The sequence below is a fragment of the Hymenobacter negativus genome (assembly GCF_017571495.1).
GTDB classification, from domain to species: domain Bacteria; phylum Bacteroidota; class Bacteroidia; order Cytophagales; family Hymenobacteraceae; genus Hymenobacter; species Hymenobacter negativus.
Genome location: NZ_JAGETZ010000004.1, coordinates 116,823 through 143,199, shown reverse-complemented (window position 1 = coordinate 143,199; position 26,377 = coordinate 116,823). Strand labels below are relative to the sequence as shown.

Annotated in this window: 32 protein-coding genes; 9 read left to right on the top strand and 23 right to left on the bottom strand. The window is 57.1% G+C overall.

Translation table 11 applies throughout. The features are described from left to right. Nucleotides 1–12: 12 nt before the first annotated feature. The 6 genes from J4E00_RS10375 to J4E00_RS10350 all read right to left on the bottom strand — a co-directional run bounded on the left by J4E00_RS10375 (nt 13) and on the right by J4E00_RS10350 (nt 4,955). Nucleotides 13–660, bottom strand: coding sequence for a zinc-ribbon domain containing protein (locus J4E00_RS10375; protein WP_208175084.1), 648 nt, complete (start codon nt 658–660; stop codon nt 13–15). Between the two features lie 70 nt (nt 661–730). Beyond that, nucleotides 731–2,545: an ABC transporter ATP-binding protein gene (locus J4E00_RS10370; protein WP_208175083.1), complete on the bottom strand. Its 1,815-nt coding sequence runs from the start codon at nt 2,543–2,545 to the stop codon at nt 731–733. Nucleotides 2,546–2,600: 55 nt separating this feature from the next. Next, complete coding sequence (locus J4E00_RS10365; protein WP_208175082.1) at nt 2,601–2,927, bottom strand: ribonuclease E inhibitor RraB; 327 nt, start codon at nt 2,925–2,927, stop codon at nt 2,601–2,603. 16 nt (nt 2,928–2,943) lie between these two features. Beyond that, the gene (locus tag J4E00_RS10360) at nt 2,944–3,309 is read right to left on the bottom strand and encodes a hypothetical protein (protein WP_208175081.1); all 366 of its coding nucleotides are present in this window, start codon (nt 3,307–3,309) and stop codon (nt 2,944–2,946) included. A 43-nt stretch (nt 3,310–3,352) separates the two neighbouring features. Then, on the bottom strand, nt 3,353–3,799 hold the full coding sequence (locus J4E00_RS10355) for a hypothetical protein (RefSeq protein ID WP_208175080.1): 447 nt from the start codon (nt 3,797–3,799) through the stop codon (nt 3,353–3,355). A 577-nt stretch (nt 3,800–4,376) separates the two neighbouring features. Then, nucleotides 4,377–4,955: a hypothetical protein gene (locus tag J4E00_RS10350; protein ID WP_208175079.1), complete on the bottom strand. Its 579-nt coding sequence runs from the start codon at nt 4,953–4,955 to the stop codon at nt 4,377–4,379. A 187-nt stretch (nt 4,956–5,142) separates the two neighbouring features. Here J4E00_RS10350 and J4E00_RS10345 point away from each other — a divergent pair, with 187 nt between their 5' ends. From J4E00_RS10345 to J4E00_RS10335, 3 genes are all read left to right on the top strand, one after another. Beyond that, on the top strand, nt 5,143–6,006 hold the full coding sequence (locus J4E00_RS10345; protein ID WP_208175078.1) for a helix-turn-helix transcriptional regulator: 864 nt from the start codon (nt 5,143–5,145) through the stop codon (nt 6,004–6,006). A gap of 69 nt (nt 6,007–6,075) precedes the next feature. Next, complete coding sequence (locus tag J4E00_RS10340; RefSeq protein ID WP_208175077.1) at nt 6,076–6,678, top strand: short chain dehydrogenase; 603 nt, start codon at nt 6,076–6,078, stop codon at nt 6,676–6,678. 103 nt (nt 6,679–6,781) lie between these two features. Continuing rightward, nucleotides 6,782–7,093, top strand: coding sequence for an antibiotic biosynthesis monooxygenase (locus tag J4E00_RS10335; protein WP_208175076.1), 312 nt, complete (start codon nt 6,782–6,784; stop codon nt 7,091–7,093). Here J4E00_RS10335 and J4E00_RS10330 read toward each other — a convergent pair. Genes J4E00_RS10330 through J4E00_RS10320 form a run of 3 tightly spaced genes read right to left on the bottom strand, consistent with a single transcriptional unit; the run spans nt 7,090 to nt 8,399 of the window. Continuing rightward, nucleotides 7,090–7,464, bottom strand: a complete 375-nt coding sequence (locus tag J4E00_RS10330; protein WP_208175075.1) for an MmcQ/YjbR family DNA-binding protein — start codon at nt 7,462–7,464, stop codon at nt 7,090–7,092. The two genes, J4E00_RS10335 and J4E00_RS10330, sit on opposite strands and share 4 nt — an antisense overlap. Nucleotides 7,465–7,479: 15 nt before the next feature. Further along, complete coding sequence (locus J4E00_RS10325) at nt 7,480–8,184, bottom strand: hypothetical protein (protein WP_208175074.1); 705 nt, start codon at nt 8,182–8,184, stop codon at nt 7,480–7,482. Next, entirely contained in the window at nt 8,181–8,399 is a 219-nt protein-coding gene (locus tag J4E00_RS10320; protein WP_208175073.1) for a hypothetical protein, read from the bottom strand. The genes J4E00_RS10325 and J4E00_RS10320 overlap by 4 nt, the downstream gene beginning before the upstream one ends. A 141-nt stretch (nt 8,400–8,540) precedes the next feature. Here J4E00_RS10320 and J4E00_RS10315 point away from each other — a divergent pair, with 141 nt between their 5' ends. After that, entirely contained in the window at nt 8,541–9,164 is a 624-nt protein-coding gene (locus J4E00_RS10315; protein WP_208175072.1) for a M949_RS01915 family surface polysaccharide biosynthesis protein, read from the top strand. 99 nt (nt 9,165–9,263) lie between these two features. On the opposite strand, the gene J4E00_RS10310 is transcribed toward J4E00_RS10315, so the two are convergent. Beyond that, the gene (locus J4E00_RS10310; RefSeq protein WP_208175071.1) at nt 9,264–10,130 is read right to left on the bottom strand and encodes an SDR family oxidoreductase; all 867 of its coding nucleotides are present in this window, start codon (nt 10,128–10,130) and stop codon (nt 9,264–9,266) included. A gap of 100 nt (nt 10,131–10,230) precedes the next feature. Here J4E00_RS10310 and J4E00_RS10305 point away from each other — a divergent pair, with 100 nt between their 5' ends. After that, nucleotides 10,231–10,656 carry a winged helix-turn-helix transcriptional regulator gene (locus J4E00_RS10305; protein ID WP_208175070.1) on the top strand — a complete coding sequence of 142 codons (426 nt, stop codon included), beginning with the start codon at nt 10,231–10,233 and terminating at the stop codon, nt 10,654–10,656. A 12-nt stretch (nt 10,657–10,668) separates the two neighbouring features. On the opposite strand, the gene J4E00_RS10300 is transcribed toward J4E00_RS10305, so the two are convergent. Then, complete coding sequence (locus J4E00_RS10300) at nt 10,669–11,352, bottom strand: hypothetical protein (RefSeq protein WP_208175069.1); 684 nt, start codon at nt 11,350–11,352, stop codon at nt 10,669–10,671. Nucleotides 11,353–11,630: 278 nt separating this feature from the next. Between J4E00_RS10300 and J4E00_RS10295 the strand changes: the two genes are divergently transcribed. Both J4E00_RS10295 and J4E00_RS10290 read left to right on the top strand, forming a co-directional pair. Then, a complete protein-coding gene (locus J4E00_RS10295) occupies nt 11,631–11,885 on the top strand; it encodes a hypothetical protein (RefSeq protein WP_208175068.1) in 255 nt (84 codons plus the stop codon). Between the two features lie 224 nt (nt 11,886–12,109). Further along, nucleotides 12,110–14,335, top strand: a complete 2,226-nt coding sequence (locus tag J4E00_RS10290; protein WP_208175067.1) for a xanthine dehydrogenase family protein molybdopterin-binding subunit — start codon at nt 12,110–12,112, stop codon at nt 14,333–14,335. Nucleotides 14,336–14,434: 99 nt separating this feature from the next. Here J4E00_RS10290 and J4E00_RS10285 read toward each other — a convergent pair whose 3' ends face one another. The 9 genes from J4E00_RS10285 to J4E00_RS10245 form a co-directional block, all read right to left on the bottom strand. Continuing rightward, nucleotides 14,435–14,974 carry a Spy/CpxP family protein refolding chaperone gene (locus J4E00_RS10285; RefSeq protein WP_208175066.1) on the bottom strand — a complete coding sequence of 180 codons (540 nt, stop codon included), beginning with the start codon at nt 14,972–14,974 and terminating at the stop codon, nt 14,435–14,437. Between the two features lie 122 nt (nt 14,975–15,096). Beyond that, nucleotides 15,097–15,276 carry a hypothetical protein gene (locus J4E00_RS10280; RefSeq protein WP_208175065.1) on the bottom strand — a complete coding sequence of 60 codons (180 nt, stop codon included), beginning with the start codon at nt 15,274–15,276 and terminating at the stop codon, nt 15,097–15,099. A gap of 231 nt (nt 15,277–15,507) precedes the next feature. Further along, nucleotides 15,508–15,864 (bottom strand): hypothetical protein, encoded by a 357-nt coding sequence (locus J4E00_RS10275; RefSeq protein ID WP_208175064.1) that lies wholly within the window; start codon nt 15,862–15,864, stop codon nt 15,508–15,510. A 231-nt stretch (nt 15,865–16,095) separates the two neighbouring features. After that, nucleotides 16,096–16,398 carry a hypothetical protein gene (locus J4E00_RS10270; RefSeq protein ID WP_208175063.1) on the bottom strand — a complete coding sequence of 101 codons (303 nt, stop codon included), beginning with the start codon at nt 16,396–16,398 and terminating at the stop codon, nt 16,096–16,098. 53 nt (nt 16,399–16,451) lie between these two features. Then, nucleotides 16,452–17,309 (bottom strand): dienelactone hydrolase family protein, encoded by an 858-nt coding sequence (locus J4E00_RS10265; protein ID WP_208175062.1) that lies wholly within the window; start codon nt 17,307–17,309, stop codon nt 16,452–16,454. 58 nt (nt 17,310–17,367) lie between these two features. Then, a complete protein-coding gene (locus J4E00_RS10260; protein WP_208175061.1) occupies nt 17,368–17,781 on the bottom strand; it encodes an ACT domain-containing protein in 414 nt (137 codons plus the stop codon). Then, nucleotides 17,781–18,146, bottom strand: coding sequence for a cupin domain-containing protein (locus tag J4E00_RS10255; protein WP_208175060.1), 366 nt, complete (start codon nt 18,144–18,146; stop codon nt 17,781–17,783). Before J4E00_RS10255 ends, J4E00_RS10260 begins: the two co-directional genes overlap by 1 nt. Before the next feature lie 175 nt (nt 18,147–18,321). Beyond that, nucleotides 18,322–19,260 carry a GNAT family N-acetyltransferase gene (locus J4E00_RS10250; protein WP_208175059.1) on the bottom strand — a complete coding sequence of 313 codons (939 nt, stop codon included), beginning with the start codon at nt 19,258–19,260 and terminating at the stop codon, nt 18,322–18,324. Nucleotides 19,261–19,266: 6 nt separating this feature from the next. Beyond that, nucleotides 19,267–19,506: a Kazal-type serine protease inhibitor domain-containing protein gene (locus J4E00_RS10245; RefSeq protein ID WP_208175058.1), complete on the bottom strand. Its 240-nt coding sequence runs from the start codon at nt 19,504–19,506 to the stop codon at nt 19,267–19,269. A gap of 246 nt (nt 19,507–19,752) precedes the next feature. On the opposite strand from J4E00_RS10245, the gene J4E00_RS30255 reads away from it, so the two are divergent. Both J4E00_RS30255 and J4E00_RS10235 read left to right on the top strand, forming a co-directional pair. Continuing rightward, nucleotides 19,753–20,190: a YtxH domain-containing protein gene (locus tag J4E00_RS30255; RefSeq protein WP_208175057.1), complete on the top strand. Its 438-nt coding sequence runs from the start codon at nt 19,753–19,755 to the stop codon at nt 20,188–20,190. 124 nt (nt 20,191–20,314) lie between these two features. After that, nucleotides 20,315–20,674, top strand: a complete 360-nt coding sequence (locus tag J4E00_RS10235) for a YtxH domain-containing protein (RefSeq protein ID WP_208175056.1) — start codon at nt 20,315–20,317, stop codon at nt 20,672–20,674. 359 nt (nt 20,675–21,033) lie between these two features. Here the strand turns inward: J4E00_RS10235 and lysS are convergent, their stop codons facing one another. The 3 genes from lysS to J4E00_RS10220 all read right to left on the bottom strand — a co-directional run bounded on the left by lysS (nt 21,034) and on the right by J4E00_RS10220 (nt 26,294). Then, nucleotides 21,034–22,581: a lysine--tRNA ligase gene (lysS, locus tag J4E00_RS10230; RefSeq protein ID WP_208175055.1), complete on the bottom strand. Its 1,548-nt coding sequence runs from the start codon at nt 22,579–22,581 to the stop codon at nt 21,034–21,036. Nucleotides 22,582–22,803: 222 nt separating this feature from the next. Continuing rightward, on the bottom strand, nt 22,804–23,892 hold the full coding sequence (locus J4E00_RS10225; protein WP_208175054.1) for a hypothetical protein: 1,089 nt from the start codon (nt 23,890–23,892) through the stop codon (nt 22,804–22,806). A gap of 233 nt (nt 23,893–24,125) precedes the next feature. Beyond that, entirely contained in the window at nt 24,126–26,294 is a 2,169-nt protein-coding gene (locus tag J4E00_RS10220; RefSeq protein ID WP_208175053.1) for a carboxy terminal-processing peptidase, read from the bottom strand. Between the last annotated feature and the right edge of the window lie 83 nt (nt 26,295–26,377).

Genomic DNA, 26,377 nt, shown 5'->3' with positions numbered 1-26,377 from the left:
TTGAAGCAACTACTATTTAGAAGTGTTATCTGTCAATTCAGCCTCTGTAATCTGCTTCCTTAATGATTCAAATGCCAGATATTGAATGCTTCCTGAAACATGATTTTTCTTGCCAATGGCTAAAAATTGCTTGGCTTGCTGGTACTGTTTTAGTTTAAGCCGAATCGAAATTATTTCTTTTACCTGCTCTAAATCGTTGTAATCAGGATTAGCTAATAAGTGAGAAAGCCGCTTTCTTATTCTCTGTAATGCCTGACATGAATCGCAACGCACCCGCTCAGCTTGCACCCAAAACACTAGCTTCTCATAGTAGTGAGCTTGCTCTTCTTTTGAAAATTGAAACGTTATGCCACAGTCACGGCAAACTATCTGTTTGTCGAAATAGGCAAAGTGAGGCGCGATGTCGCAGAACAATTGACGCTTGGGTTTGCCTTGGAATGCACGTTTTTGTTGCAGGCAGACATCACAAGCCCAATCAACTTTATTCTTTTGCGCATCAAGCCAATACAGGTTGCCAATTATATCCCCCTTTAAGGTGCAGTAATACTTTTTCGGCACATCGTAGGCAATCTGACTGATAAATACAAAACATTCAGATTCAGGGCGCAACTCGCCGCAGCATGGACACTTGAGTGAATTAAGTTTTCCTGCTTTTTTCATTTTAGACTAAACGACCAATGCAATTCTTAAGCAAAAGGTACACTTATTCTTTAAAGTAATGAATAACTTCTCACGAAGCCGTGTCCAGCACCTCGTCCCCGTCATCGGCCATGGTCTTGGCCAGCTTCTCGATATTTAAGCTACGGGCCGAGGCGTCGAAAATTTCGCGGTAGGTGCCGTGCTTGGCGTAAAGCTCGTCGTGGGTGCCGCTTTCCACCATGTGGCCTTTTTTCATGACGTAGATGCAGTCCGAATCCACGATTTGGGCGAGGCTGTGGGAGATGATGACTACCGTGCGGCCCTGCTTGATGGCATCAAGCGAGTTCTTGATTTGCTCGGTGGCGATGGCGTCGAGGCTGGCGGTGGGCTCGTCGAGGAAGATGATGGGCGGGTTTTTGAGGAAGAGCCGGGCAATGGCGATGCGCTGCTGCTGGCCGCCGCTGAGCTGCTGGGCGTCGGACTCGTACTGGCGCGGCAGGTCCAGAATCTGGTCGTGCAGGTAGGCCTGCTTGGCGGCGGCTTCAATCTGGGCCTGGGTGGCGGTGAAGTCGCCGTAGCGGATGTTTTCTTCGATGGTACCCTTGAAAATGTGGTTTTTCTGGAGCACCAGGCCAATTTCCTGGCGCAGGGCGAAGGTGTCGTACTGCGCCAGCGGGTGGCCATCGAGCAAGATGTCGCCGCTATCGGGGCGGTAGAACTGGCAGAGCAGGGTGATGATGGTGCTTTTGCCTGCTCCGCTGAGCCCCACCAGCGCGGTGGTTTTGCCGGCCTGAATGCGGAGGCTCACGTCGTGCAGGGCGGCGGTGCCGCTGGGGTAGGTGAAGTTCACGTTGCGCAGCTCGAACTGGCCGCGCAGGTTTTCGCCGGGTTCGAGTTGGCCGGGGCGCTCGCGCTGGTCGTCGGCGTCGAGGATGGCGAAGAAGCCTTCGGAGTAGGTGAGGGCCTCATTCATCTCGTCGTAGATGCGGTGCAGCTGCCGGATGGGCGCCGACACGTTGTTGAACAGCAGAATGTGGAACATGATGGCCCCGATGGAAATCTGGCGGCCGAGCACGAGGTAGGCCGTGAGCACGATGATGGCCACCACGCCAATCTGCTCGACGAAGGTTTTGAGGCCGTCGAAGCGGAAGTTGGTTTTGCGGGTCAGGAGCTGGGCGCCTTCGAGGCGGCTTTGCACACTGGCCTGCTTCTGGCCTTCGTACTGCTCACGCACGAAGCTTTTGATGACTACAATGCTGTCGATGATGCTGATGAGGCCGTGGTTTTTCTCCTCACGCAGGCGCTGCAGGCCGCGCCGCACGCCCTGCAGTTTCTCGGCCTGCGCGTAGCTGAGCCAGAAATACACCGGCAATACCGCCAGCGCCACCAGCCCCACCCACTTGTTATTCAGAAAAATGACCACCAGCGCCACAATGGCGTTGGCGAAAAGCGGCATGATGTCGATGAAGAAGTTTTGCACCAGCTTCATAAGGCTCTCCACGCCCCGGTCGATGCGGGTTTGGAGCTTGCCGGTCTGGTTGCCGTCGTCGGAGAAGAAACCGAGCTGGTAGCTCAGAATCTTGCTCACGGCCGTTTGGGCCAGCACGCCGGAAATCTGGATGCGGATTTTCTCGCCGTAGTATTTCTGCCCGAACTGGATGAAGGTGTTGATGATTTCCTTGCCCAGCAGCAGCCCGCTCACCCAGGCCAGCAGGGGCCAGCCCTCGGCCAGGCCCTGGCCCTTGTCCAGCATGCCTTGCACGGTGTCCACGGTGTAGCGCAACACGAAGGGGTTGACCTGCGCGGCCAGCGAGCCCACTAGCGTGAGCAGTAGCGTGGCAATAACGAGGCGGCGGTAGGGCCGCACAAACGGCAGCAGGCGTTGGATAATTTGCCAAAGGCTCATCTAGGGTCGGGCTTGGGTGGAGCCGGTTAGACGAGTGAGGTGGTGGTGGGGTTGGCTATTCTATTTTGCCCACGTCCCAACCATCATATAATTCAACACCACAATGAGTAGCCAATTCATTAAACGCAAGGTTGCGCCTGTGAAGCTTCTCAGGAGTTAAGGTATCTATTTTGGAAACTTGAAGTACCCAGTCCCCACTATCTGCTTGATGGATTTCTTCAATTCGATACGAACTCTCTTCTAATTCAAAAAGTACATCAAGCAGCTTGTCCCTGTCTTTGTCAAAAAAGAAAAACCCCCACTTTAGAGCAGAGCTTGTATTCCACCCGTCTGCTTCCATTTTGTGAAACATCTCTTTCACACTTTCTAGAGAAGCATTCATACACTGAGTTCTATTATTAATCGATAGTTTGTGGTGGCGCAAAATAGCCAGGCATGTCACCTCCGAAATTTATAACTGTGAGTAGGCTTTGAACAGGATATTGCAAATCATCCTGATTGCATCGGTAGTCTTCAAATTCACCATACTGTTTATAAGGCGAAATGTTGAAGCCTTCTTCAATATCATTGTACCAGATGATATTTCGACCGCAAATAGCGACTACCCAAAAGCCGCCGCCTTCTTTGCCATATTCCGGCCCTATCCACTTCTCTGGAAATATCTTAATAAGCTCCCAGAATCGTTGAAGCTCACTATTCATTTCTTCTTCTGCACGAAGAATCTGGTTGTATAATGCTTCGAGTGTGATGGGCTCCCAAATCATGTTGTGGCGTTTTTAGAAGAATGAAGCTACGAGCCTTGTGTAACTAGGCATCTGCTGTTCCAGCCTTCCACTCCCGAAACCGTCGGTCCAGCCGCTTGCTGAGGATGTCGTAGTTTTCCCAAGTGTCTTTGACGTGATAGATGCTGGGCAACTCCTCGGCGAGGGCAGCTATGTAGTCTTCGAAATAAGTGGGGCCGCTGCCTTGGGTCACGTAATACTGCTGCGTGAAAGCCAGGCCTTCCGCATTCAGGTCGCTTTCCCAAAACTTCTCGTCGCACGCTTGGGACAGAAAGTCGCGGCCCGTTATTTCCCGGTTTCTGACTTGCGTCAGAAGTTGCTCCGAAGCTTCATCCTCGTGGTGAATCTCACCTTCCAGGTAGTTATTAATTATCCAGGCGAGGTACATGCCGATGTGGGTACCCCCGTTTTCGTCCGGTAAGTCGTTGGGAAAGTCCCCGCCGTGGTGCCAATCTGCGCGGTCAATAGCCATTTTCTTTCTGAATTAAATTTCGTACTATTTAAATGTAGTCAGTGGTATAACGAGTCAATAAATCATACATGTTCCTGCTCTTCAATCGGTCGGCTCGGTGCCGGACCAGAGAATATTATAACTCGTTCATGGATTTGCCGAACTGAATAGCTGTTTTATAGCCGAATAAGGAAAATAATAATAGCAGCCGATGCCAAAAAGTATAGCCCCGCGGATTTATAATCCTTATTGAAAATAAATATAAAGAGGAGGATTAGGTTGACGATAAGTCCAATAAATATAATAATGAGCATGTAGACGGCTAACCCATACTGGTTGCTGTTTTGCTTCCCGACCAGATACACGATAAGTAATAAAAGCCCATTGAGTAAAAAGGGGGTAAGGTATTTAAGCAAGGGCATGTTATTAATGGGTGCTATATGGTTAATCAGCAACCTATGCTGAAATCTCATGCATAAGCGATGCGCTTAAATACCTGCCAAAACATAACGGCTGCCTAAAGCAGCCAGATGACCCGGTCCCGTTTTGCCGCTGAAGGAGTCTCCTTATCAGAGGTTTCAGGCACAAGGTACGCGTGCTAAGCGCGCGCCAGCAGCTCCGCCAGCGCGGCGGCTTCGGTTTCATAGGCTTCGGCTTGCAGGCGCAGGAGGTGGTATTGGGCAGCGTGGCTGGGCTTGAAGCGGCGGGCCAGGGAGGGGAGCCACCGGCGAATACTGGCGTTCAGGTCCCCGTCTTCCGGGACGGGGGGCAGGAGGGCGGCTGCGGCTTCGAGGTCGGCTAGGATGGTGGGCAGGGCCTGCTGCCAGCGGCTGGCGTACACGGCCCGCGCCGTGAGCTTCATAAGTTCGAGGCGGAGGCCTTGGGCCCTGTGTAGACACACTTTGCGGCGGAATGCCAGGGGGGCAGCCTCTGGTGCGGGAGTAGTGGCGGGCAGCGGCTCATCGTCGGGCGGGAGCAGGGGCGGGGCGGGCAGGTGCCGGAGTAGGGGAAACAAGCGCAGGCGCAGGGCCAAGGTGAGGTCGCGGCGGCCGGCTTCAATGTGGCCGATAATGGCCTTGCCCACATTCAAAAACATAGCTAACTCCTGTTGGCTGAGGCCAAAGTAACGGCGCACGGCCCCAATGGGAGTTTCGGTGGAAAGACGTCGGTGGGTCATGAGGCTAGGGAGTGGCTGTAGACTTATTTTTAAATTTCTGAAAAAAGTCTACAGCCAGGCTCATCCGGCTGAGTGTAGGCGAGGCATCTTTACAACAGTAGTAAATGATGGCTTCTGGCAGTAGAGCTGCCTCGCCTACACTCAGCCGGATGAGCTTTTCCCTTACCGGCTTTCCTTACCCAGACCCATGTTTTTTCGATTTCCCCCGGCGGCTGTTCCAGCCCACGATTCTTCTTTCATCACAGGGAAAGCCGAAGTTTTTGCCAAGCTTAAGATTGAATCCAAGGCGGGCAAGCGCACGGTTTTTCTGACTGAGCACACCGTTATTCTGGTGAATAGGGGCGTGAAGCTGCTCCATTTTCCAGGGCATACCCTGGAAGTGGGGGCCCAGCAAGCGGTGCTGCTGAAACGGGGCATTTACGTGATGGCCGAGTACATTGAAGAAGGCCTGGACTTTGAGGCCTTGCTGCTTTTTATGCCAGCCCGGCACCTGAGGTCCCTGGCCTTGCCCGCGGGCCGGCCGCGCCCACCGGCCGAGGCACCCCCGTATCTGGTATTGCCGGCCGATGCGCTGGTCCAGGACTTTAAAGCCCAACTGCGGCGCTACTTCGACCAGCCCCGGCCGGCCCCCGACCACCTGCTGCCGCTGAAGCAGCAAGAGCTGCTGTTGCTACTCAGTGCCGCCGCTCATGCGCAGCAGCTAGCCGATTTTGTAGCCGAAGCCCTGCGTACAGAACCGGCTGCCCTCGACTTCATTGTGCGTACCCACTTGCTGCAACCCGTGACGGTGGCCGACCTGGCGCAACTCTCCAACCGCAGCCTGGCCTCGTTCAAGCGGGATTTTCAGCGGCACTACCACTGTCCGCCCCGGCAGTGGCTAAACCAACAGCGCCTGGCCCACGCCCGGCTGCTGTTGCAGGACGGGCACAAGCGGGTGGCCGAAGTGGCCCAGGAGTGTGGCTTCGAGAACACCTCCTACTTTATCCGGATTTTCAAAAAGCAGTACGGCCATACGCCGCAGGCCCTGCGAGCCAAAACGGCGATGGATTGAGCTATTTGGGCTATTCCTGGGCTTTGGGGGTCGGGTAGTTTTGCTTTCTCAAAAACAAAACCATTCCGCATGAAAATCTTACTAATTGGTGGCCACGGCACCATCGGCAAACGCGTGGCTGCCGCCTTTGCTGGCACGCACGAACTCATCACGGCTGGCCGCAACAGCGGCGACGTTCGGGTGGACCTGGCATCTGAAGCTTCCATCGAAGCCATGTTTCAGCAGCTCGGCTCCGTCGATGCCTGCATTTGCACGGCCGGCACCGGGTACTACGGCGACTTCCACACCGTGCGCCAGGCCGACCTGATGCCGGGTATTGAAGGCAAGCTGCTCGGGCAGGTGAATCTGGTGCTCATTGGGCAGCGCTACCTGGCCGCCAGCGGGTCTTTCACCCTGACTTCTGGCATTGCGGCCGAACACCCGGCCCGCAACGGAGCCGCCGTGGCCATGCTCAATGGCGCCCTCAACAGCTTTGTGCTGGCCGCCGCGCAGGAGCTCCGGCACGGCCAGCGCATCAACGTGGTGAGCCCCGGCCTGGTAGAGGACAGCCGGGAACGGTACGGCGCCCTGTTTCCCGGCTACAACCTGGTGCCGATGCCCAAGCTGGTAAATGCCTACATCCTCAGCGTGCAAGGAGCCGTGAATGGCAAGATTCTGAAAGTGTATTCCTGAAGCGGAGGGCTAATGGGACCCATTTCGGCGCGGCTGAAATAGGGCAACTTACTCAGCAGCGGTTTGCGTAGAATTCCCAATTTACCGCTTTTGCTCTTTGCCCATGGCTACTGTTATTACCCGCATCTGGCACGGCCTTACGCTGGCCGAGCATGCCGATGCCTACCTGCACTACTTGGAAGAGTCCGGCATTGCGGATTATAAAAACACCCCCGGCAACCTGGGTGTGCAGGTGCTGCGGCGGCTGGAAAACGACCGGTGTCATTTCTGGACCGTCACCCGCTGGAACAGCTACGAAAGCATCAAAGGCTTTGCGGGCGAACAGTATGAGCAGGCCCGCTACTACCCAGAAGATGCCCAATACCTGCTCGAATTCGAACCCACCGTGCTGCACTGTGAAACGTTCGAATTCTAACGCCTTGCTTCATCGGCAGCCTTTCGCTGCTCCCATTCCCGCAATTGCCGTTGCGAGGCCAGGCCGCGCCAGCCGCGCTCCAGCACCTCACGCAGCACGTGTGGGCTGTAGTGTTGGAGCCATAAGGCTACATAAGGGTATTTCCGGAAATGCTCGGGCAGGTGAAACGTTTCGGGGTAGGTTTCCAGGAAATAGTCCCGGTGCTCGAACCCCACATGAATCGGGATAAATTCGCCGCTTTCGTGCAGCCGGCACAGCAATTTGCCCCGCACCTTGATGCTTGGCGTGTCGTTGTGCGACAGGCTGTCCTCAGCGCCGGGAAATAGCAGCGCTGCCTGGCGAATGGGTTCAAAAAGGGCGTGGTCGAGCATGGTGAGGCGAAAATATTATAGCGAGGTAGCGCTACCCACCAGCTCCAGCAGCCGGGCGCGGGTCACGGTTTGGTTGTTCCAAAGCATGGGGTCTTCAAATTCCAGCAAGGCCAGGCTGAGGTCCGACTGTTGGGCCAGCCAGGCCACGAAACCGACGCGGTCGGCAAACGTGCGCTCGGGCTCCAAGCCTCCTTCCCATACGCTGCCATAGCGGTACTGGCCCTCCACCACGTCGAAGCCCATGCCACAGTAGGCCGGGTGCCCGTAGTTGAACCAGCGGCCCTGGGCCAGCGCCTCCGCCACCTGGGCGGCCAGCTCGGGCCCAAAGGAAGCCGGCGAAAGCTCCCGGCGCAGGCGCTCGCGGTAGGCGCGGTCCTGCTCGGCCTGGGCCGTTGCTTTGGCGGCTGCGGCCCCTGCCTCTTTGGACACGCTGGTATGCTGGTAGGTAAACACGGCTTGGCGCAGGTTCACGAAGATGGTCAGGAAGCCAATACCGCCCGGCGTTTCGGCCGCGTACTGGTTCAGCAGCGCCTTTAGAGGTGGCAGAATAGGGTAGACGTTGATTTCCTTGCCGCTTTGGTGGTAGCCCCAGGCGTTGTAGAGCACTTCTCCAGGGGTGGGTTGCATTGCCAAATACCCGCCCCAGCACTCAGCCGTAGCGAAAAGTTCCGTCAGCGCCTCGTTGAGGTCGGTTTGGTTGGGCGTGAAGTCGGTGCTCATCGTACGAAGTCTTCCAGCCGTTGCCGGGTGAGGGTTTGGTCGCCGGGCGTTTCTTCCACGTTCTTGCCGCTGTGGTGGTAGCCCGAAATGCTGACCAGGCCCGCGCCACTGGTGAGCCGTAGCTGCAGGCGGCCACCCCGGCAGCCAGTTGCCTTGAGTTGCTGGGCCAGCAAGTCGTTGACGCGGATTTGGGTGGGAGTGAAGTCAGGGTTCATTGTCCTGAAAACGGGATTGGAGGAATTCAGCTATTGCAGAAAAGCACTTAGGGCCGGGGTAGTTGGGCATGGCCGGCTCAACCCGTTGCCGCCAACCTTTCAGCCGCTCCCTGCGAATAGCCCTAAAAATACGCAACACTCATGCCCTACGTACGCTTACTGCTTCCATTGCTACTAGTGCCACTGGTCGGGCGGGCCCAGGTGAAAGTTAGCCCCCTGGCGCGCACAGCCGTGCCAGCTACCCTGCGGCATGCGGGCAAAGTGGTGCAGGCCCTTCGTTACACCGACCGCACCGGGACCTACACCGTGCTCACCACCGAAACTGGCCCCGTGCCCGCCGCCAACCCCGACGACGGCCAACAGGCCGACCTGTACGCCTACCAATACCAGGTGCCCACCAACGGCGCGCCCACGCTCAGCTGGCAGGTGCACGACTTCGTGCCCGACTGCCCGCTGGACCTCGAAGCCCGGTTCCTGCCCGGCAGCCTCACCGTGACCGACCTCGACCAAAACGGCACGGCCGAAGTCTGGGTGGTGTACCGCACCACTTGCCGAGGCGACGTGAGCCCGAGTACCCAGAAAATCATCATGCGCGAAGGCGCGAAGAAGTACGCCGTGCGCGGTAACAGCCGCATTCAGGTAGGTGCCAAGCAGTACGACGGCGGCGACTATAAACTTGATGCGGCATTTCAGGCAGCTCCGCCCGCATTTCGGCAGCAGGCCGTGAAGCTGTGGCAGCGGTACATGGGCGAGAAACTGGAGTAGCGCGATTAGGCCGTAGGTTGAAGTAACCAGCACAAGGCCGTCATTGAGCAGCACGCGTGCTGCTCAATGACGGCCTTGTGTCGGGCAATTACCGCCGAATTATTTGCCGTACACGCTGGTCAGGTACGTTTTCAAATCCATCGGCTTGCGGCCGAGCAGCTGCTCAAACGTGGTGCTGGGCATCGCAAACTCGCCGTTTTTCATGGCTTGGTGCATGCCCAGCAGTAGGTTGACAAACGGCTCGGGAACCTGGTGCTGGCGCATGCCGGCCGCAATTTCCTCACCCGAAACGGACACGTATTCCACTGGCTGGCCGGTTACTTCGCTCAGCGTGGCGGCTAGGTCCTGGAAGGAATAAGCAGGGCCGGGGGCAATGTCGTACACCTGGTTTTCGTGGCCTTCGGACGTGAGCACATTGGCCAGGGCCTCGCCCATTTCGGCGCGCAGGCCGTAGCTCACCTTGCCATCACCTGCCGAGGAGTAGAGCTTGCTGCTGGGCAGCTTGCCTTCGCCCACCAGCATCGGAATGATGTCGAGGTAAAGCGTATTGCGGAAAACGGTGTAGGCAAGGCCCGAGGCACGCAGGTATTCTTCGGTGCTAAAATGGCTGGGCGAAGCATTGAAGGCCGATTCTGGCGACGGGTTGACGATGCTGGTGTAAATCAGGTGGCGCACGCCGGCCTGCTTGGCGGCGTCAATCACGTTGCGGTGCTCACGTATCCGGGCGTCGTTTTCCAGTTCGCTGCTGGAAATGAGTACGACGGTTTCGACCCCCTGAAAGGCAGCAAGTAGGGAGGCGGGGTCGTTGTAGTCACCGGTGCGCACCGTTAGGCCCTGTGGGAGCGTACTGGCGGCTTTTTGTGGGTCGCGCACTACGGCGACTATTTCGGTGGGTGCTACTTTGGGCAGCAGGGCATTGATGGTGGCGAGGCCGAGGTGGCCGGTGGCGCCGGTGATGGCAATCATACAGTTGGATGTTAAAGGGCCAATAGTTACTTTTGGTAACCCAAAGGTATTTGGCCCTATTGCCACGGCGCAAGAAGGCATTTATTTCTGCTTAAGGCACATGGAAGTAACCGTTGTTGATGCTCAGACCGCTGAAGTTCGGGCGGCGGCCAAAAAAATTATCACCGTCCCTCCCGACAGCTTTGCGCTGTGCCCCGTGCGTGACATTCTGGACCGCATCGGCGACAAATGGTCCCTGCTATCCATCCTGCACTTGGGCAGTACCGAAAGCCTGCGCTTCAACGAATTGCGCAAGCGCATCGACGGCATTTCGCAGCGCATGCTCACCGTCACGCTCCGCGGCCTGGAGGCCGATGGACTGGTGACGCGCACCGTGTACGCCGAGGTGCCCCCGAGGGTGGAGTACGCGCTAACGGAACTGGGCCAGAGCCTGCTAGGGGCGGTGATTCAACTGGGTAACTGGGCTGCGGTACACGCGCCGGCCATTGCCGAAGCCCGCCAGCGGATGACCCTTGCTGCTGCGTAGGCAACGGCGGGGTTATGGCTGAGCCTGCACAAAATCGAGCAGCCGCTGCAGGGTGATGGTTTGGTTGTCCCAGTACCACGAGTCGGCTTCCTCGGCCCGCGAAAGCGAATGGTCAGACTGCTGGGCCAGCCAGTGCGCAAATTTCTCACGGGTGCTGAAGCAGCGCTGCGGCTTCTCCATGTAGTGACCGTCCCACACCTCGCCGTAGCAAAACTGCTGGTTGCGGTAGTGGAAGTCCATGCCGCAATAGTCGCGGTGGGAAGGCGCCAGGGTGCCGCCCCGCGCCACGGCGTCGGCTACTTGCTGGGCCAGGTCGGCGCCGTAAGGCGTACGGGAGCGGGAGCTGTTTTTCTTGGCCATCAGGTCCTGTTGTTTTTCGAGGGTTACGGAGGCAGTCTGCTGCGCCTCGGTGGTAAGTTGGTAGGTGCAGCGACCCGTAAGTACGTTGATATCGATGGTGAGGCGGGCGGTGCCGGTCGGGTAGCCGGCTTCGAGGTAGTCGCCCAACAGTCGATTGAAGATGCGGTCGTTGAATTCCCAGAAGAACACCGGCTGGCCGTTGGTCCGCTCGCCGGTGAGGCTGAGTTGGGCGGCGGCCCCGGTCACGATGAGTCGGCCGCGCACGCAGCCAGCCATTTTCAGCCGGGCAATCAGTAGGTCGTTGATGGGGCGTTGGGCGTCGGTTAGGGTGGCCATGAGCAGTGGAAAAAGAGGCGCTATCAAACTTCGACAATTATTTTTAGCCCGGAAAGAGGCTGGTAACTGTAACTTTTTTTGGGGAGTTGCCAGCGCTGCCTTCTTGCTCATTGTCAGTGGTTCCAGCTCATGGGTTGGTCGATTGCTACATCGAAGCGGTCGAATAAAAAGGGGAAGAGGGAAATAATTTGGGTCTTTCTGAGGTTAGTAGTGCAGTAGCAAGCCGCTGCCGATGGCGAAAACCGCCGTGCATGAGTACCACCATTTTCACCTTTTCTATGCTGCGTACCGCTTTGTTGTTCCTCTGCATGCTGGGGTTCTTTGCCTCCGAAATTCAGGCCGCCCCCGCTGCGGTTTCCACTCGTCCACTACACCGTCGCAAGCCCATGGCTGGCAATTACCGGCCGGTTTACAAACTCTACCGCGGCCACAGCCGGCGTAAGAATGGTTTCCTGGGACTGTTCCAGCACAAGCCTTCGGCCCGCCACGCCACTGGTACTCCAAAGTCGAAATCGCACCGCGGTACGTTGTAACGAAGCCCATTCTCCTGATTTGATTTTGTTGCCAACGGCTGTTCCTGATTCAGGAGCAGCCGTTCTTTTTTGTGAGGTACCCCCAAAGCTGTGCTTCGCTCCGAGTTGAATGATTACCGCCAAGCCGAAGCGTAGCATTGGGATACTAAAACTCGGTGCGGCCATGCTGTTGCAACGGGGCCAGTTGGCTGGCCGTAAAGCCACAGGCCTTCACCACCAGCTATATGGATAACAACTTCCCCGCACCGTCGGCCACCGGCGAGCCGCTCAGCCGCGTCGACGGACGCCTGAAAGTGACCGGTCAGGCCCGCTACGCTGCCGAATGCCAGGTGCCGGGCTGCGTGCATGGTGTGCTGGTAACCAGCAGCATTGCGCGCGGCCGCATCAAGCGACTGGATACCGCAATGGCTGAAAAAGTCCCCGGTGTGCTGGCCGTGGTATCGCACCTGAACGCGCCCAAAGCGCCAGGTTATCAGAGTCCGCAAACCAATAAAAACCCGCGCGTGGAAGGCCAGGAATTTCGCGTGTTTTACGACGACCAGGTTCATTTCAACAACCAGCCTGTGGCCTTGGCTGTGGCCGAAACGCTGGAACAGGCGCAGTACGCGGCCTCATTGGTGAGGGTAGAATATGAAGTGGCCCAGCACCAGACCAACCTGGCGCAGCACCTCGCGGCCAACGTGACTCCGAAGCAGGAAGCCAGCTACTCGCGCGGCCAGCCCGATGCTTACAAAACGGCCCCCGTGCGCGTGGAGCAGGAGTACCGCACGCCCATGCAGGTGCACAATCCCATGGAAATGCACGCCGCCATTGCGCTCTGGGAAGGCGAAAGGCTAACCGTGTACAACAAAACCCAGGGGCCCAAGCTGGCGCAAGGCGACCTGATGCGCATGTGGCAGCTGCCGGCCGAAAGCGTGCGAGTGCACTCGCACTTTGTGGGCGGGGCATTTGGCGGTTCATCGCGCATCTGGCCGCCCGAGATGGCCGCCATTATTGCCGCCAAAAAGCTGGGCCGTCCGGTGAAAGTAATGGGCCGGCGCGACCACGAGTTCAACATGGTGGGCTACCGGCCGCAATCCATTCAAAAAATGGGATTAGGCGCCACGTCCGATGGCACGCTAGTGGGCATCACGCACCAGGCCTACGGCAACACATCCCAGCACGAGCAGTTTGCCGAGCGCATTGTCCACCCCACCAAATCGGCCTACGCGGTACCCAACCTCAACACCAGCTACCGCCTCGTGCCCCTGGACCTGAGCACGCCCTGCTGGACGCGCGGCCCCGGCGAAACCAGCGGTTCCTTCGCCCTGGAATGCGCCATGGACGAGCTGGCCGTAGCCCTGCAACTGGACCCACTGGCCCTCCGCCTGAAGAACTACGCCGAGCGCGACCCCGAAAACGACAAGCCCTGGAGCAGCAAGCACCTGCGCGAATGCTACGAGCACGGCGCCACCCGCTTTGGCTGGAGCAAGCGCACGGCCGCACCCGGCTCCATGCGCACCCCCGATGGCTACCTGCTGGGTTGGGGCATGGCCACGGGCATCTACAAAGCCGAGCGCAGCCCCGCCACCGCCCGCGCCCGCCTATTACCCGATGGCACCCTGCTGGTGCAAAGCGCCACCGCCGACACCGGCCCCGGCACCGCCACCATCATGACCCAGATTGCGGCCGACGCCAGCGGCGTACCCGCCGCCAATATCCGCTTCGAGCTGGGCGACTCGGCACTACCCGAAGCACCGCTGCAGGCCGGCTCGCACACGGCTACGTCAGTAGGCTCGGCCGTGCACGAGGTGTGCGCGGCGCTGAAAAAGCAGCTGTTGGAGCTGGCCGCAAGGATTCCCGGCAGCCCATTGGATAAGGCCACGCCAGCGGAACTGACCACCGAAAAAGGCTTCATCGTGTCAGCGCGTAGGCATGGACGGCGCCTGAGCTACGGCGAGGTGTTGAAGAGGCATCAGTTGCCCGCGCTGGAAGTAACACAGAAGGCGGAAAAGTCACCGGAAATGGAGAAATATTCCGGCAAGTCCTTCTGCGCCAACTTTGTGGAAGTGCAAGTGCATCCGCTCACCCGCGCCGTACGCGTAAGCCGGGTGGTATCGGTGGTGGACGCGGGCACGGTGCTGAACGCCAACACCGCCCGCAGCCAGGTGCTGGGTTCCGTGGTGTGGGGCATTGGCCTGGCCCTGATGGAAGATGCCCGCCTCGACCACCGCTACGGCCGCATCGTGAACCACGACCTGGCCGAATACCACGTCCCCGTCAACGCCGACATTCCCGCCATCGAAGTCGAATTCATCAACCAACCCGACCTGCTGCTCGACCCTATCGGCGCCAAAGGCTTAGGCGAAATTGGCCTGGTCGGTTTCCCCGCCGCTGTAGCCAATGCCGTATACCATGCCACTGGCAAGCGGGTCCGGGAATTGCCGATAACACCCGATAAGTTGATTTGATATGCACTGCGCTCGGTAGACGTTCCTCTGACCGTCAACCACCAAAAAAGCCCCGACCAACCGGTCGGGGCTTTTGCATTTCAGGTGATTCAGAAGGGCTTAGTTTTCGGTTTTGACCTTTACGCCATCGGCCTTCACCTTCAGTTTGTCTTCTTTGGCTTTGATTTTCTCGCCGTCTTTTGTCTTGGCTTTCAGCTTGTCCACATCAGCGCCGGCAGCATCCATGCCGGGACGGCCACCGCCGCGGTTCATGCGGTTGCTTTCCATGCTGGTGTACTTCGTGTACTGGTCGGCAGTCAGCACTTCTTTAAATTGGGCATCGTACTTGGTGCGGTTGGCTTGCATTTGCTCGCGCATTTTGTCGCGGTCGCCGCCACCCTGGCCACGCATGGCCTGCATTTCTTGGGCGCGAGCGGCCTGAATTTGCTGCACTTTGGCGGCTTGGTCAGGGTTCAGACCCAGTTCTTTGGTCATGCGCTCGGTTTGGCGCTTAGCCATCTCGTCGGGCGAGCCTTGCATGCGGCCGTAGCCGCCGCCACCGCCTTGCATTCCGCCACCATCAGGGGGGGACGTTTGGGCTGCCGCCGTTCCAATGGTAAGGGCAAAAGCTGCCAGCAGGGTCAAAAAAGAGGATTTCATTGAATTAGAGGGAAAAGTGAAGAAAAAAGAAGCTAAATCTCCAGTGATATGGGCACCAAGACTCATACGTTAGCGGTGGTCATTCCGATGAGCTTCTTCCCAGCGGGCTCGTTCCTGGGGCGTCACCTTATGGTTTTGCCGAAGCCATAATTAAAGTCCTTGTCATTGTGGTCGTTCAGCCGGTCATAGGGGCCTTGCTGCACGGGCCGGTCATTGTATCTTACCATTGCAGGAACGGTTGCAAATGAACTGGTTGCTAAAAAGCTGGCGACGAATAGGATGGAAAAAAAGGAGGTTTTCATAGGATATTGGGGAGGACGATAAAGGGCAAACCAGTGGCGGTAGCTTGCTAAACAAGAGGTGAAAGCGCTTCCGCCTTGCCAGGAATGGTGCAAACCTGCGACCGAAAGCAGGCGATAAAAAGTAAGGTGGACCGAGCTAGTGGAATCATCGACCAAACCCACTAAGTAGTGGACGAGCCTGGCTGGCTGGGCCAGGGGCGCCGGGCGGGGAGGGCCCGGCGCCCGCTTGGCTTAGCGGCGGCCGTCGTAGCGGTGGGCGGCTTCCCAGCGGGCGCGCTCTTTATCGGTCACGCGGTGGTTGCGGTCGTAGCCGTAGTTGAAATCGCGGCTGTTGCGGTCGTCAAATCGGTTGTCCCGACGGTCATCCCGACGGTCATCGCGGTGGGCGGCTTCCCAGCGGGCTCGTTCCTGGGACGTCACGCGGTGCCTCTTATCGAAACCGTAGTTGAAGTCTTTGTCGTTGCGGTCGTTCAGCCGGTCGTAAGGCCCGTGGTTGTCGAAGGGAAAGGCAGCGGGCGCAGTAGCAAACGAAGGAGCAGAAACGAACAGCGTAGCAGCGGCGAGGATGGAAAACAAAGTGGTTTTCATGATTTCTGAAAAGTGAGTGGTGAGGAATTGAGAGATGCTTTGGGGTTCGGCTGCGGCCGGCAGCGGGCCCTGAAATGGGAGAATCGACTCGTTCTGCCAGGGTATTTGCAAAGCATCGGCCACAAGCGGCCCGGAAATAAACAAGGTGGACGGACCGGCCGGAAACCCCGACCAGCCCGCCCACTTTGCGGACTTATTCCCTCAAATTGCCGTTTCCCACAGCTTCAGCTATTACTCCACCAATCCCAGCGTACGGGTAAGCCCGTTTTTGGGAATGCTCAGCTTGAGGCTCTGGTCACGTTTTTCGGACCGCTCTTTGCGCCGGTCCAGCAGGGCCTGCACCTTGCCTTTGCCATCGGGGTCGCGCGTGAGCAGCACGCCGGCTACGTCCGAGAGCAGCGATACTGCCCGGGGCACGGGCACGCTCACCTGCTGGTAGTCGTCTGGTGTGGGCGGTTTGGCCGTCTGCGCCCTGCCACTGGCTGCTTTCAGGAGCAGCGCAACCAGCAAGACGAACAGTTTTTTAGTTGACATTGGAAGAGGATGGACGCTACAAAGATGCCGCCCAATGCCGTTCCGTTGCCCAGCTATCCTAGTTTTTCCTTGAAAAGACGCAACGTGCGCTCCCAGGCCAGCTTGGCGGCCTCCGCATTGTAGCGGGCGGGCGAGGTGTCGTTGTTGAAAGCGTGGTTCACGCCTTCGTACACGTAGAGCTCATATTTCGTGCCGGCCGCTTTCAGGGCTGCTTCATAGGCGGGAATGCCGGCGTTGATGCGCTGGTCGAGGCCGCCGTAATGCAGCATTACAGCGGCTTTTATCTGGGGCACGTCCTCGGCTCTGGGCTGCTGGCCGTAGTAGGCCACACCGGCGTCCAGCTTCGGGTCGTGCACGGCCAGTTGATTGACCAGGCCGCCGCCCCAGCAAAATCCCACGGCCCCGGTGCGGCCGTTGCAGTCGGGCCGGCCGCGCAGGTAGGAGAGGGCGGCGAGGTAATTATTCAGGTTTTTGGCGGCATCAAGCTGCCCAATTAGTTCGCGGCCCTTGTCTTCATCGGCCGGCGTACCGCCAAAAACCGACAGCGCATCTACGCCCAGCGCTAGGTAGCCCGCCTGGGCCACGCGCCGCGTCACATCCTTGATGTGGGGCGTCAGGCCCCGGTTTTCGTGGATAACAACCACGGCGCCGCGCTTTTTCTTGCCCTTGGGCTTGGCCAGGTAGCCTTTCATGGTCGCCCCATCGCCGGGCCAGCTCACTTCTTCGATGTCCAAATCATCAGCTTCAGGCGCAATGGTCGTGGCCGCTGCATAGCCTGGCTCCAGCACCGAAAGCGCCGAAAAGGCCAGTGCCGTGCCGCCTGCCAGCTTGATGAGCCGCTCCATAAATTCCTTGCGGGTGAGCGGGGCGTGGGTGTATTCGTCGAAAAGATTGATGATGCGCTGGTCCATGAGGCTAAATGTAAAGAGTTTGGCAACAACCAGCCGGCCTGATTTAATGGCTCAGTACTTATTGCAAAGCAGCGGCGGCCTTCAGTGACAAGGCCCGTAGCGTTTCCACCGCACGTACAGCATCAGCCATGGCCACAAATACATGGTCATGATAATACGCGGCCACCATGTTGCAGCTGATATTTTCCTGACCCAAGGCGGCCGCGACTGCGGCTGTCAGGCCCACGGCCACCAACGACGAATGCACTGTCAGCGTCAGCCAGGCCATGATGTGCTCATAAGGCAGGCCGTAAGTGTCGGCTGCCTCGCGGGCCATTATCAGGGTAAGCCCTTCAGGCTCCCGGAATGAGCCTAGTACCATCTCGGCTGGAATAGCAGGCGGCGAGTGAGTCGTGCAAAACACGTATTCACCTGCCTGAAGCACTGGCTGCATGGTGGCCAACAAGCGGCTCAGGTCGTTTTCACCCGCCATTACTCGTCCTCCCGGTTAACCGTGTCGGGGCTGAAGGCGGGTACGCAAATCGACCAGTATTCGCACTCTTCCTCAAACGGATTGGAATACCGTACCCGCGCACCCCCTTTAATGAGCAAGGCCTGCCCGGCCTGCAATTCTACCACGTCGGCATCGATTTCGAACCGCTTCCGGCCGCGTACTACAATGGTGATTTCATCGAAGCTGGGCGTTTGGTGGGGTTCGCTCCAGTGTGGCGGGGCTACCATGTGGGCGAGGCTATAGGCCGTGGTGCTAGTGCTGGCAGCACCCACGTGCTCTTCAATGAGCTTGCCGTCGGTGGTGGGCACGACGAAAGGAGAGGGGTTGAGGATGTAGTTTTTCATGAGATAGGGGTTCTGAAAGTTATTTTATCAGCGGATGAATCACCCTCCGCTTGGACTTCACTCTGTCTCCGGTGCGCTTGAAGCGCGAAGCCAAGAAGAGGATGTATCAGCAATGCCTTAATGGAAATCGTCAGGCTACTCTGTTGCCGGCATCAGGCGGTACGAGATACTAAACCTACGGCTTAACCTTCTCCAGCAACTCAAAAAGCCGCGAATTATACTTCCATACAAAGAAATACGGCGTCTGTACTGCGCCAAACCGCACCCGGATGCGCTCGACGCCGGGTAGCATGCTGCCTTCGAAATCGAAGCAATCCAAGCCCAGTATCTCACTGGCGTAGCAAATGCACTCCCAGGCCAGGAGCACGCCCGCGCCGCTGGCGCGGAGGGCTGGGTCGTCGCCGGCGAGGAGGTAGTAGGCTGTGGTATTGTCCCAAATCAAGTAGGCCACCGAATGCACCCGGTCCTGCTCATCGACGGCGAAAAATAACTGACGGGCCTGCTGCGCCGCCAACGCCGCGTCGAGGCGACGGAACTGGGCTTCCGAATAGGGGGCCGGCAACCCCTGTCGGGTAAAGCTGAGCTGATTGACGGCGTAAAAAGTAGCTAGCGGTAAGTCGTGCACCACGCGCACTTTTTGCCGGGCCAGCCGGATATCCCGCCGGATGCCGGTGCCCAGGCCTGTTTCCACCTGTGCCAGGTTGCGCAACTGGTGCAGGCGGTAAGTATAGAAAGTGGTCTGGCGAAACTTCTCCCAGTAAAAAGGCAGCCAGTTGGTCGTCGTGGGGTAAAAGTTCTGCTTGAAGGCCGCAAAATCGGGTAGTTGCTCAATCAGTTGCTTTAGCAACTCATGCTCCTGTGGCAGCCGGCCCCGGAACTCAGGCAGCATATATGGCCCCAGCCACTTCAGAAAGAGTGGCATCGTGACGTACCGAAACGGTCCTTTCTGCTTACAGAAATAAGGTAATGCGGCCACCACGCGGCCTTTTTCTGCGGCCAGCACCACATCCCAGGTGCCACCTTCGGCGCAGGCGTCCAGGTACCACGGCTGAGCAAACACCGGCACATCAGGCGCAGTGCGGCAGAAATCGTGGTAGCGGGCTTTGGCAGACATTACCAGTTACTTAGTGCCTGCACAGGGACCGGGCGTAGTGGTGCGCACGCCCGCGTTGGTGGCGGCGCAAGGGTTGGCGTAGGTCTTGCCATCGCAGCCGCACACGGGGTTGTATTCCATGGTGCAGATTCCCTGCGGGTTGATTTTGCTTGGGTCGATGCAGTCGGTGGTGGCCGTGGGTACAGCGTGGCGCTGGCAGGCGCCGGCCAGGAGCAGAACTGCGCCCAGAATCCAAGATGCTTTCATAAAACCGGGGTGGGTGAGGGGCGAATCTACGCTGCTTGCCCCATATTGCCCCGTTATAGAAGGGTAGCAGCGCCGAGATATAGCCGATTACGGAAAATTTACCTTTAAGCTCAACCCCTGGCAATGCCCTCCGTATAGTCAGCCAGAATAAACGCTGCCAGAACAGTGCCCTTGGGTATTACTTTGGCCCCGCGCTTCCTCTAGCCCATCTTTCAACCCCCGTTCACCCTTCATTACCCTATTACCATGTCGTACCACGAAGAAGACAACAACGCCGGTAAAATTCTCCTCGCTGCTCTCGCCGGTGCCGGCGCGGGCATCATTGCCGGCATCCTGTTGGCCCCGGACAAAGGCTCGGCCACCCGCGAAAACTGGAAAGGCGCTGCCTCCAAATACAGCGGCCAACTTGGCGAGCAAGCCACCAAACTGGGCTCCGACCTTGAAGCTAAATTCAAAGAATACGCCGGCAAACTCGAAGACCTCGGGGTGTCGCTGCCCGGCAGCAGCCTGAAACTGAAAGGCAACTGGGACGAAATCAAAGGCAAGCTGAAGCAGCAATATGCCCAGCTGACCGATGAGGACCTCACCTACACCGAAGGCAAAGGCGACGAGCTGATTGGCAAGCTGCAAGACAAGCTTGGCAAAGGCAAAGCCGAAATCACCAAATTGCTGAACGACCTGTAAGCCATTGCAAGATGACTTGCTAATAAGCCCCGCGCCACAAGGTGCGGGGCTTTTTTGTATCCAAACCCAGCGAGCCAGTTTCCCGTTATCGAATAAATAAATTCTTCCATTTTCCTGCAAAATCATGAAAGACGACAAAGGCAAAGTCATTTTCTCGCTCATCGCTGGTGCCACCGCAGGCATCGTTGCTGGCCTGCTGCTCGCCCCCGAAACCGGCGATGATACACGGGCCAGCCTGCGCAAGTCCGTCACTAAATGGGGTGGCGACCTCAGTAAGCTTGCCAAGGATACCTTGGCTAAAGCAAAAGGTGAAGCCTCAGGCCATACTAATCCGGATGCTGCCGTGAGCGAAGACAAGGAAGCGGCCGACCGCCTGCTGCAAGGCCTGGGTTCCGGTACTCCCTCCGCCGCTCAGAACTACAACGAAGACGACCCCGACTACGACGGATTCGGCGACGATGCCCGGCACCAGCCCCGGGCATAGAACCCGTAAAATATTTTTGCGCCAGCTGTAACCCGCTTACCAACACGTGCGTAAAACTCCTTACAATCGCCTTGAAAGAAGGCCGAAACGAATTACCAGTAAAATTGCCGGCCGTAGGAGCTTCTACTGAAATTGGTCAAACAATCCAGTAGTAAAATCAGACGTTCCATCGCAAGCTTCTGTTAAAAACGACGGTTTGAAGGGTAAGGAGATTGTAAAAAGAAAAGCCCCGCACGACATTTCGTGTGGGGCTTTTTGATTTTTAGGCTGTTACGTATACCTGCTAACCTGCGCTTGCGAGCCAAAAGTCCTTGGTTATGCCGACCTTCGGTTCGCAAGCGCAGGTTAGCAGGCGGTTTCTACTTCTCTTCCTTTTCTTTCTGCACGTTCTCCGGCTTCATTTGCGGGAAGAACAACACATCCTGAATGGAGTGCGAGTTGGTCATAATCATGCTCAGGCGGTCGATACCGATGCCCAGGCCGGCCGTAGGCGGCATGCCGTACTCCAAAGCACGCAGAAAGTCATCGTCCAACACCATGGCCTCAGTGTCGCCGCGCTTGCCCAGTTCCAACTGGTCCTCGAAACGCTTGCGCTGGTCGATAGGGTCATTAAGCTCCGAGAAGGCGTTACAAATTTCCTTGCCGTTGCATACGGCCTCAAAGCGTTCTACCAGGCCCGGGTGGTCGCGGTGCTTCTTGGCTAGCGGCGACATTTCCACCGGGTAATCAGTGATGAACGTGGGCTGAATCAGCTTGGGCTCCACATGCTCACCAAAGATTTCATCGATGATTTTAGACTTGCCCATGCTCGGGTCAACGTGCACGTTCAGCTCCTGTGCGGTTTCGCGCAAGGCTGCTTCGTCCATCGCACCAATGGCCTTGCCGGTGTACTTCTCAATGGCCTCGAACATGGTGTAGCGCTGCCAGGGCCGCTGGAAGTTGATGAAGTTTTCGCCCACCTTCACCTCGGTCTGGCCGTGTAGGGCCATGGCTACGCGCTCTACCATTTCCTCTACCAGGTCCATCATCCAAGCGTAGTCCTTGTAGGCCACATAGAGCTCCATCTGGGTGAATTCCGGGTTGTGGAAGCGCGACATACCTTCGTTACGGAAGTCCTTGCTAAACTCGTACACGCCATCAAAGCCGCCCACAATGAGGCGCTTCAAGTACAACTCGTTGGCAATGCGCAGGTACAGCGTCATGTCCAGCGTGTTGTGGTGCGTGGTGAAAGGGCGCGCCGCCGCACCGCCGTAAAGCGGCTGCAGAATCGGTGTTTCCACTTCCAGGTAACCCTTGTCGTTGAGGAAATTTCGCATCGACTGCACCAATTGCGTGCGCTTGATGAAAGTGTCGCGCACCTGCGGGTTTACCACCAGGTCCACGTAGCGCTGGCGGTAGCGCTGCTCGGGGTCGGTGAAGGCGTCGTAGGTCGTTACCTCGCCGGTTACTTCGTCTACCACGCGGCGTACTACTGGTAGCGGACGCAAGGCTTTCGAGAGCAGCTTCAGCTCTGTAACGTGTACCGAGGTTTCGCCAACCTGCGTTTTAAACACATGTCCTTTCACGCCAATAAAGTCGCCTAGGTCAAGTAGCTTCTTGAATACGACATTATATAGCGTCTTGTCTTCGCCGGGACAGATTTCGTCCCGATTGATGTAGAGCTGAATGCGGCCCGACGTGTCCATCAACTCCGCAAACGAGGCCTTGCCCATCACCCGCGACGACATCAAACGGCCTGCCAGCGTCACTTCCTGGAAGTTATTCAGCTCCGGATGGTAGTTGTCGTGAATTTCCTTGGCGTAAAACGTCACGTCGAACAATTCCGACGGATAGGCCTCGATGCCCAGCTTTTCCAGTTCTTCTAGTTTCTGGCGGCGCTGTATTTCCTGTTCGCTCAGGTGTTGCATATGAATGTCTGACCACGGATTCGCTCGGATTTTTCGGATTCCACGGATTTTGTGAACGGTTTGTTCAGCAAAATCACGTTGCCTACGAGAGCAAAAGGAGACGTGGTAAATAAAAGTGAACCACAAAAGTACGGCACGAAAAAAGCCGCTCCGAAATCGAAGCGGCTTTCCGTTCACAAAATCCGTGGAATCCGAAAAATCCGAGCGAATCCGTGGTCCAGGTTACGCAGCCATGCGGTACTGTGGAGCCTCGGCGTTGATAGCCGGCGCGCTCGGCGGTGTGGGGGCCAACACCGGCTCGACGCGGGTACGCAACCGCTCCTGCACGAATCCTGCTTGCAAATGCACGGGCAACTCTGCCACCAGCTGGCGGTAGCGCTCTAGGCCCAAAGCCTTGGCCACATACGTTTCATGGATGCCGTTGAGGTAGCTCACAATGTTCAGCAGCGAACCATGGAAAAGACGGAAGTCGATATCTGCTTCCACATAACGCTCAATTTCGCGGCTGGTCTGCGAGATGCGCAGGCGGCCCAGCAAATCGAAAATGGTCGTGTAGCCCAAGCGCCAGGTAATCTGCTGCCAGTGCGAGGCTGTCCATTTATCGAGCGGACGACCGGTCTTCTGGCTGCGAATGGCCGTGTTGGGGTTGGCCTGCACCTGGGCGCGGGTCCACTGCGCTTTCATCTTGCGTGTGGTGCGCAGGAACTGACCAATTTGGGCCTGGGCATCAATCTCCTTGCTGGCGATGTGCAGCCCGGCCTTGTAGCCTGCCAGCGGCAAGCGGTGAATGCTAAAGTCTCCATAAGCCCCAGCCGCATAAAATGATACCGGGCGCGGATAAGCACTCTTCACCACCAGCCGGCCTACCTCCCGATGAATCAGCTGGCTATTGTTGGAATGCACGCCGGTGGTATACAAGAAAGCCTGCAAGCCCGACCAAATGGCGTGGTACGCCTGCGGGAACGTCCAATGCAGGGCATTGCGCAGGAAGTTTTCATCGCCCAGCTCAGCCGTGGCACGCAGGGCATACTCAGTACTCCAACTGGTGTGGAGTAGCTTGGTAATGGCTGCCACGTCGGCATCGCTCAAGTCGGCCGAGTGGCTGCGGAAAAATGGAAGATTCTGCAAGCCGCCCAGCAGGTCCTCGTTTTCCTGAATGTGATAGTTAATAGCAAAGAAATAGTTGAGGAAAACCTGCGCCGGAATCGACTTGCGCCAGTTTTCATCAGCCAGTTTCTGCTGTTGCTCGTCGCTGATGGCCTCCACCTGCGGGTTGAGCGGAATGATGCGGGTTTCCTCTTTCGTAGTCATGACAGGTAAACGTCAGCAGGCACGGTTTAAGTTTCCTTATTGCTAATATTTTTGTCAAATTTTACTAAGTAAATAAGTATTGATTGTCAGTGGTTTGTATTGAAATAGCTCTGTTTGGTTAGTTATTAAAACAGAGTGCTGTTTGCTAATGGTGTTGACGCAGCTAGTTAGCACAAAAAAACGCTCCTGCTCAATCAGAGCAGGAGCGTTTGCAAGAAGCTGAATCGCGAAGATTACTTGCCTATCTCATCCTGAATCACGGCCACAGCCTCGCCAATGGTGATGTCCTTCTTCAGCCCTTTGGTAAATCGAGCAGCCCGGTTCACTTTTAGCGTGTCGCCATTCACAGCGCGTACGTCAGCAGTTAGCGGCGAGAATAGAAGGGCAGTAGCCGTTTTCTGAGCCGCTTCATAGCGGTCCGAAATAGCTTTCGACTGTTGCTGCTCAGCGCGGTAGGTACTCATCTTCAACGATACCGTGGTTTCGTCTTTGCGCTTACGCATGCTGTTCACCATTTCATCCATCACCTTGAAGCTGGAATTGGTTGCTACGCGAGCCTTGCTGCTGGCACGGAGCTTATCAAGATTTGGCGCATCAGCCCAGGAGCGGTAGCGAGCTGGCTGAATCTCATCCCATTTCAAAGGATAGTCCGACTCTTTCTCGCCCTGGTCAAGGTAGGAGTAAAGGTCTGGCACCACAATATCGGAAGCCACGCCTTTAAACTGAGTAGAGCCGCCGTTTACGCGGTAAAATTTCTGGGTGGTGAGTTTAAGCGAGCCAATGGGTTTGATGCTGTTCAACTCCGTTGGCAACGCGTCGTCGAGGTCGAAGATGCGCTGCACGGTACCCTTGCCATAAGTGCTAGTCGAGCCCATGATGATGCCACGGTGGTAATCCTGGATAGCAGCAGCCAGAATCTCTGAAGCCGAAGCACTGTATTTATTTACCAGAATCACAAGCGGGCCACTGTATTGTACACGCGGGTCGTTGTCGGTCAGCACCTGAGTACGGCCCTGGCCGTCGCGCACCTGCACCATCGGACCGCTTTCCAGAAACAGGCCAGCCATTGATACGGCATCGCTGAGCGAGCCACCGCCATTAAAGCGCAGGTCCATCACAAGGCCTTTCACTCCTTCGGCATTGAGCTTGGCCAATTCCTTCTTCACATCATCGGAAGAGCTACGGCCGCCATTGTCGTTGAAGTCGGCGTAGAAGCCGGGCAAACGCAGGTAGCCGATTTTCTGCCCTTTATCAGTAATAACCGACGACTGCGCGTATTTCTCATCCACTACCACTACGTCGCGGATGATGGGAATAATTTTGGTGCTGCCATCCGGCTTTTTTACTGTGAGGCGCACTTCCGAGCCTTTCTTGCCCCGAATCAGTGTCACCGCCTTAGCGGTGTGCCAGCCTTCGATGCTCACCGGCTCGGCAGCGCCTTGGGCTACCCGCAGAATGGCGTCGCCCTTTTTTAAGTCCCCTTGCCGGGCCGAAGCCGAGCCAGGAATAATCTCCTCAATATAAATCAGACCGTCTTTTTCTTTAAGCGTCGCCCCAATGCCTTCAAAACGGCCGGTCATTTCATAGTCGAAGTCCTCCTTGGCCTTGGGCGCAAAATATTCGGTGTGGGGGTCGTAGGTATTGGCAATGGTGTTGGCGTAGGTTGCCAGGCGCTCATTGGCATCAACATCCTTGAGTTCGTCGAACTGCTCGTCGTAATACTTCAGCACACGTTTGCGGGCTTCGGCTTCCATCTGGGCAGGCGTGCGTACGGGTTCAGCCTCGGTGGGTGCGGCGGCATTGGCAGCAGCCGGGGCGGCAGTAGCAGTGGTTGGCTTGGCTTCCTTCGCTTTTTCCTGAGCCTCCATCATTTCCGAAACGCGGCTTAGCGTTTCATACTTCAGCAACTTGCGCCATAACTCACGCTGGGCCGCTTTATCGGCGGGGAAGGCCGCTTTCTCAAAGTCTGTCTGGAAGGTTTCATCCACAGTGAAGTCGAATGGCTTAGCCAACAACTCACGGTAAAGACCCTGCATTTCCTTGGTACGGTCAGCCATCAGCTTGGTGCTGAGGTCGAGGAACTCGTGGGTACCGCCCTTTACCTCGTCATCGATACGGGTCTGGTAGCGCCGCAACTGCTCCACATCAGTAGCCAGCAGAAACTGTTTGCGGTAGTCGAGGTGCTTCAGGTAGAGGTCAAATACGCGTTTAGAAAAGGCGTCGTCAACTTTTTCGGGCTGGTAATGGGCGGCCGAAAGGCCTTGCAACATGGTGCCAATCAGCACCTGGTCCTTGGTCGGAACCGCCGAGTCGGACCGGCGCAGGAGCCGGTATGAAGCCAGAACAAACACGGCTGCCACTAAAAAAGCGTACAGCCCGACCTTCAAGCGGGGAGAAGACATCAGCAAAAAAGAAAACAGGAAGTGAAAACCAAATATACGGAGAGTGCGAAGCAACGCGAGCACTCATTCTCTACGGCAAAAAC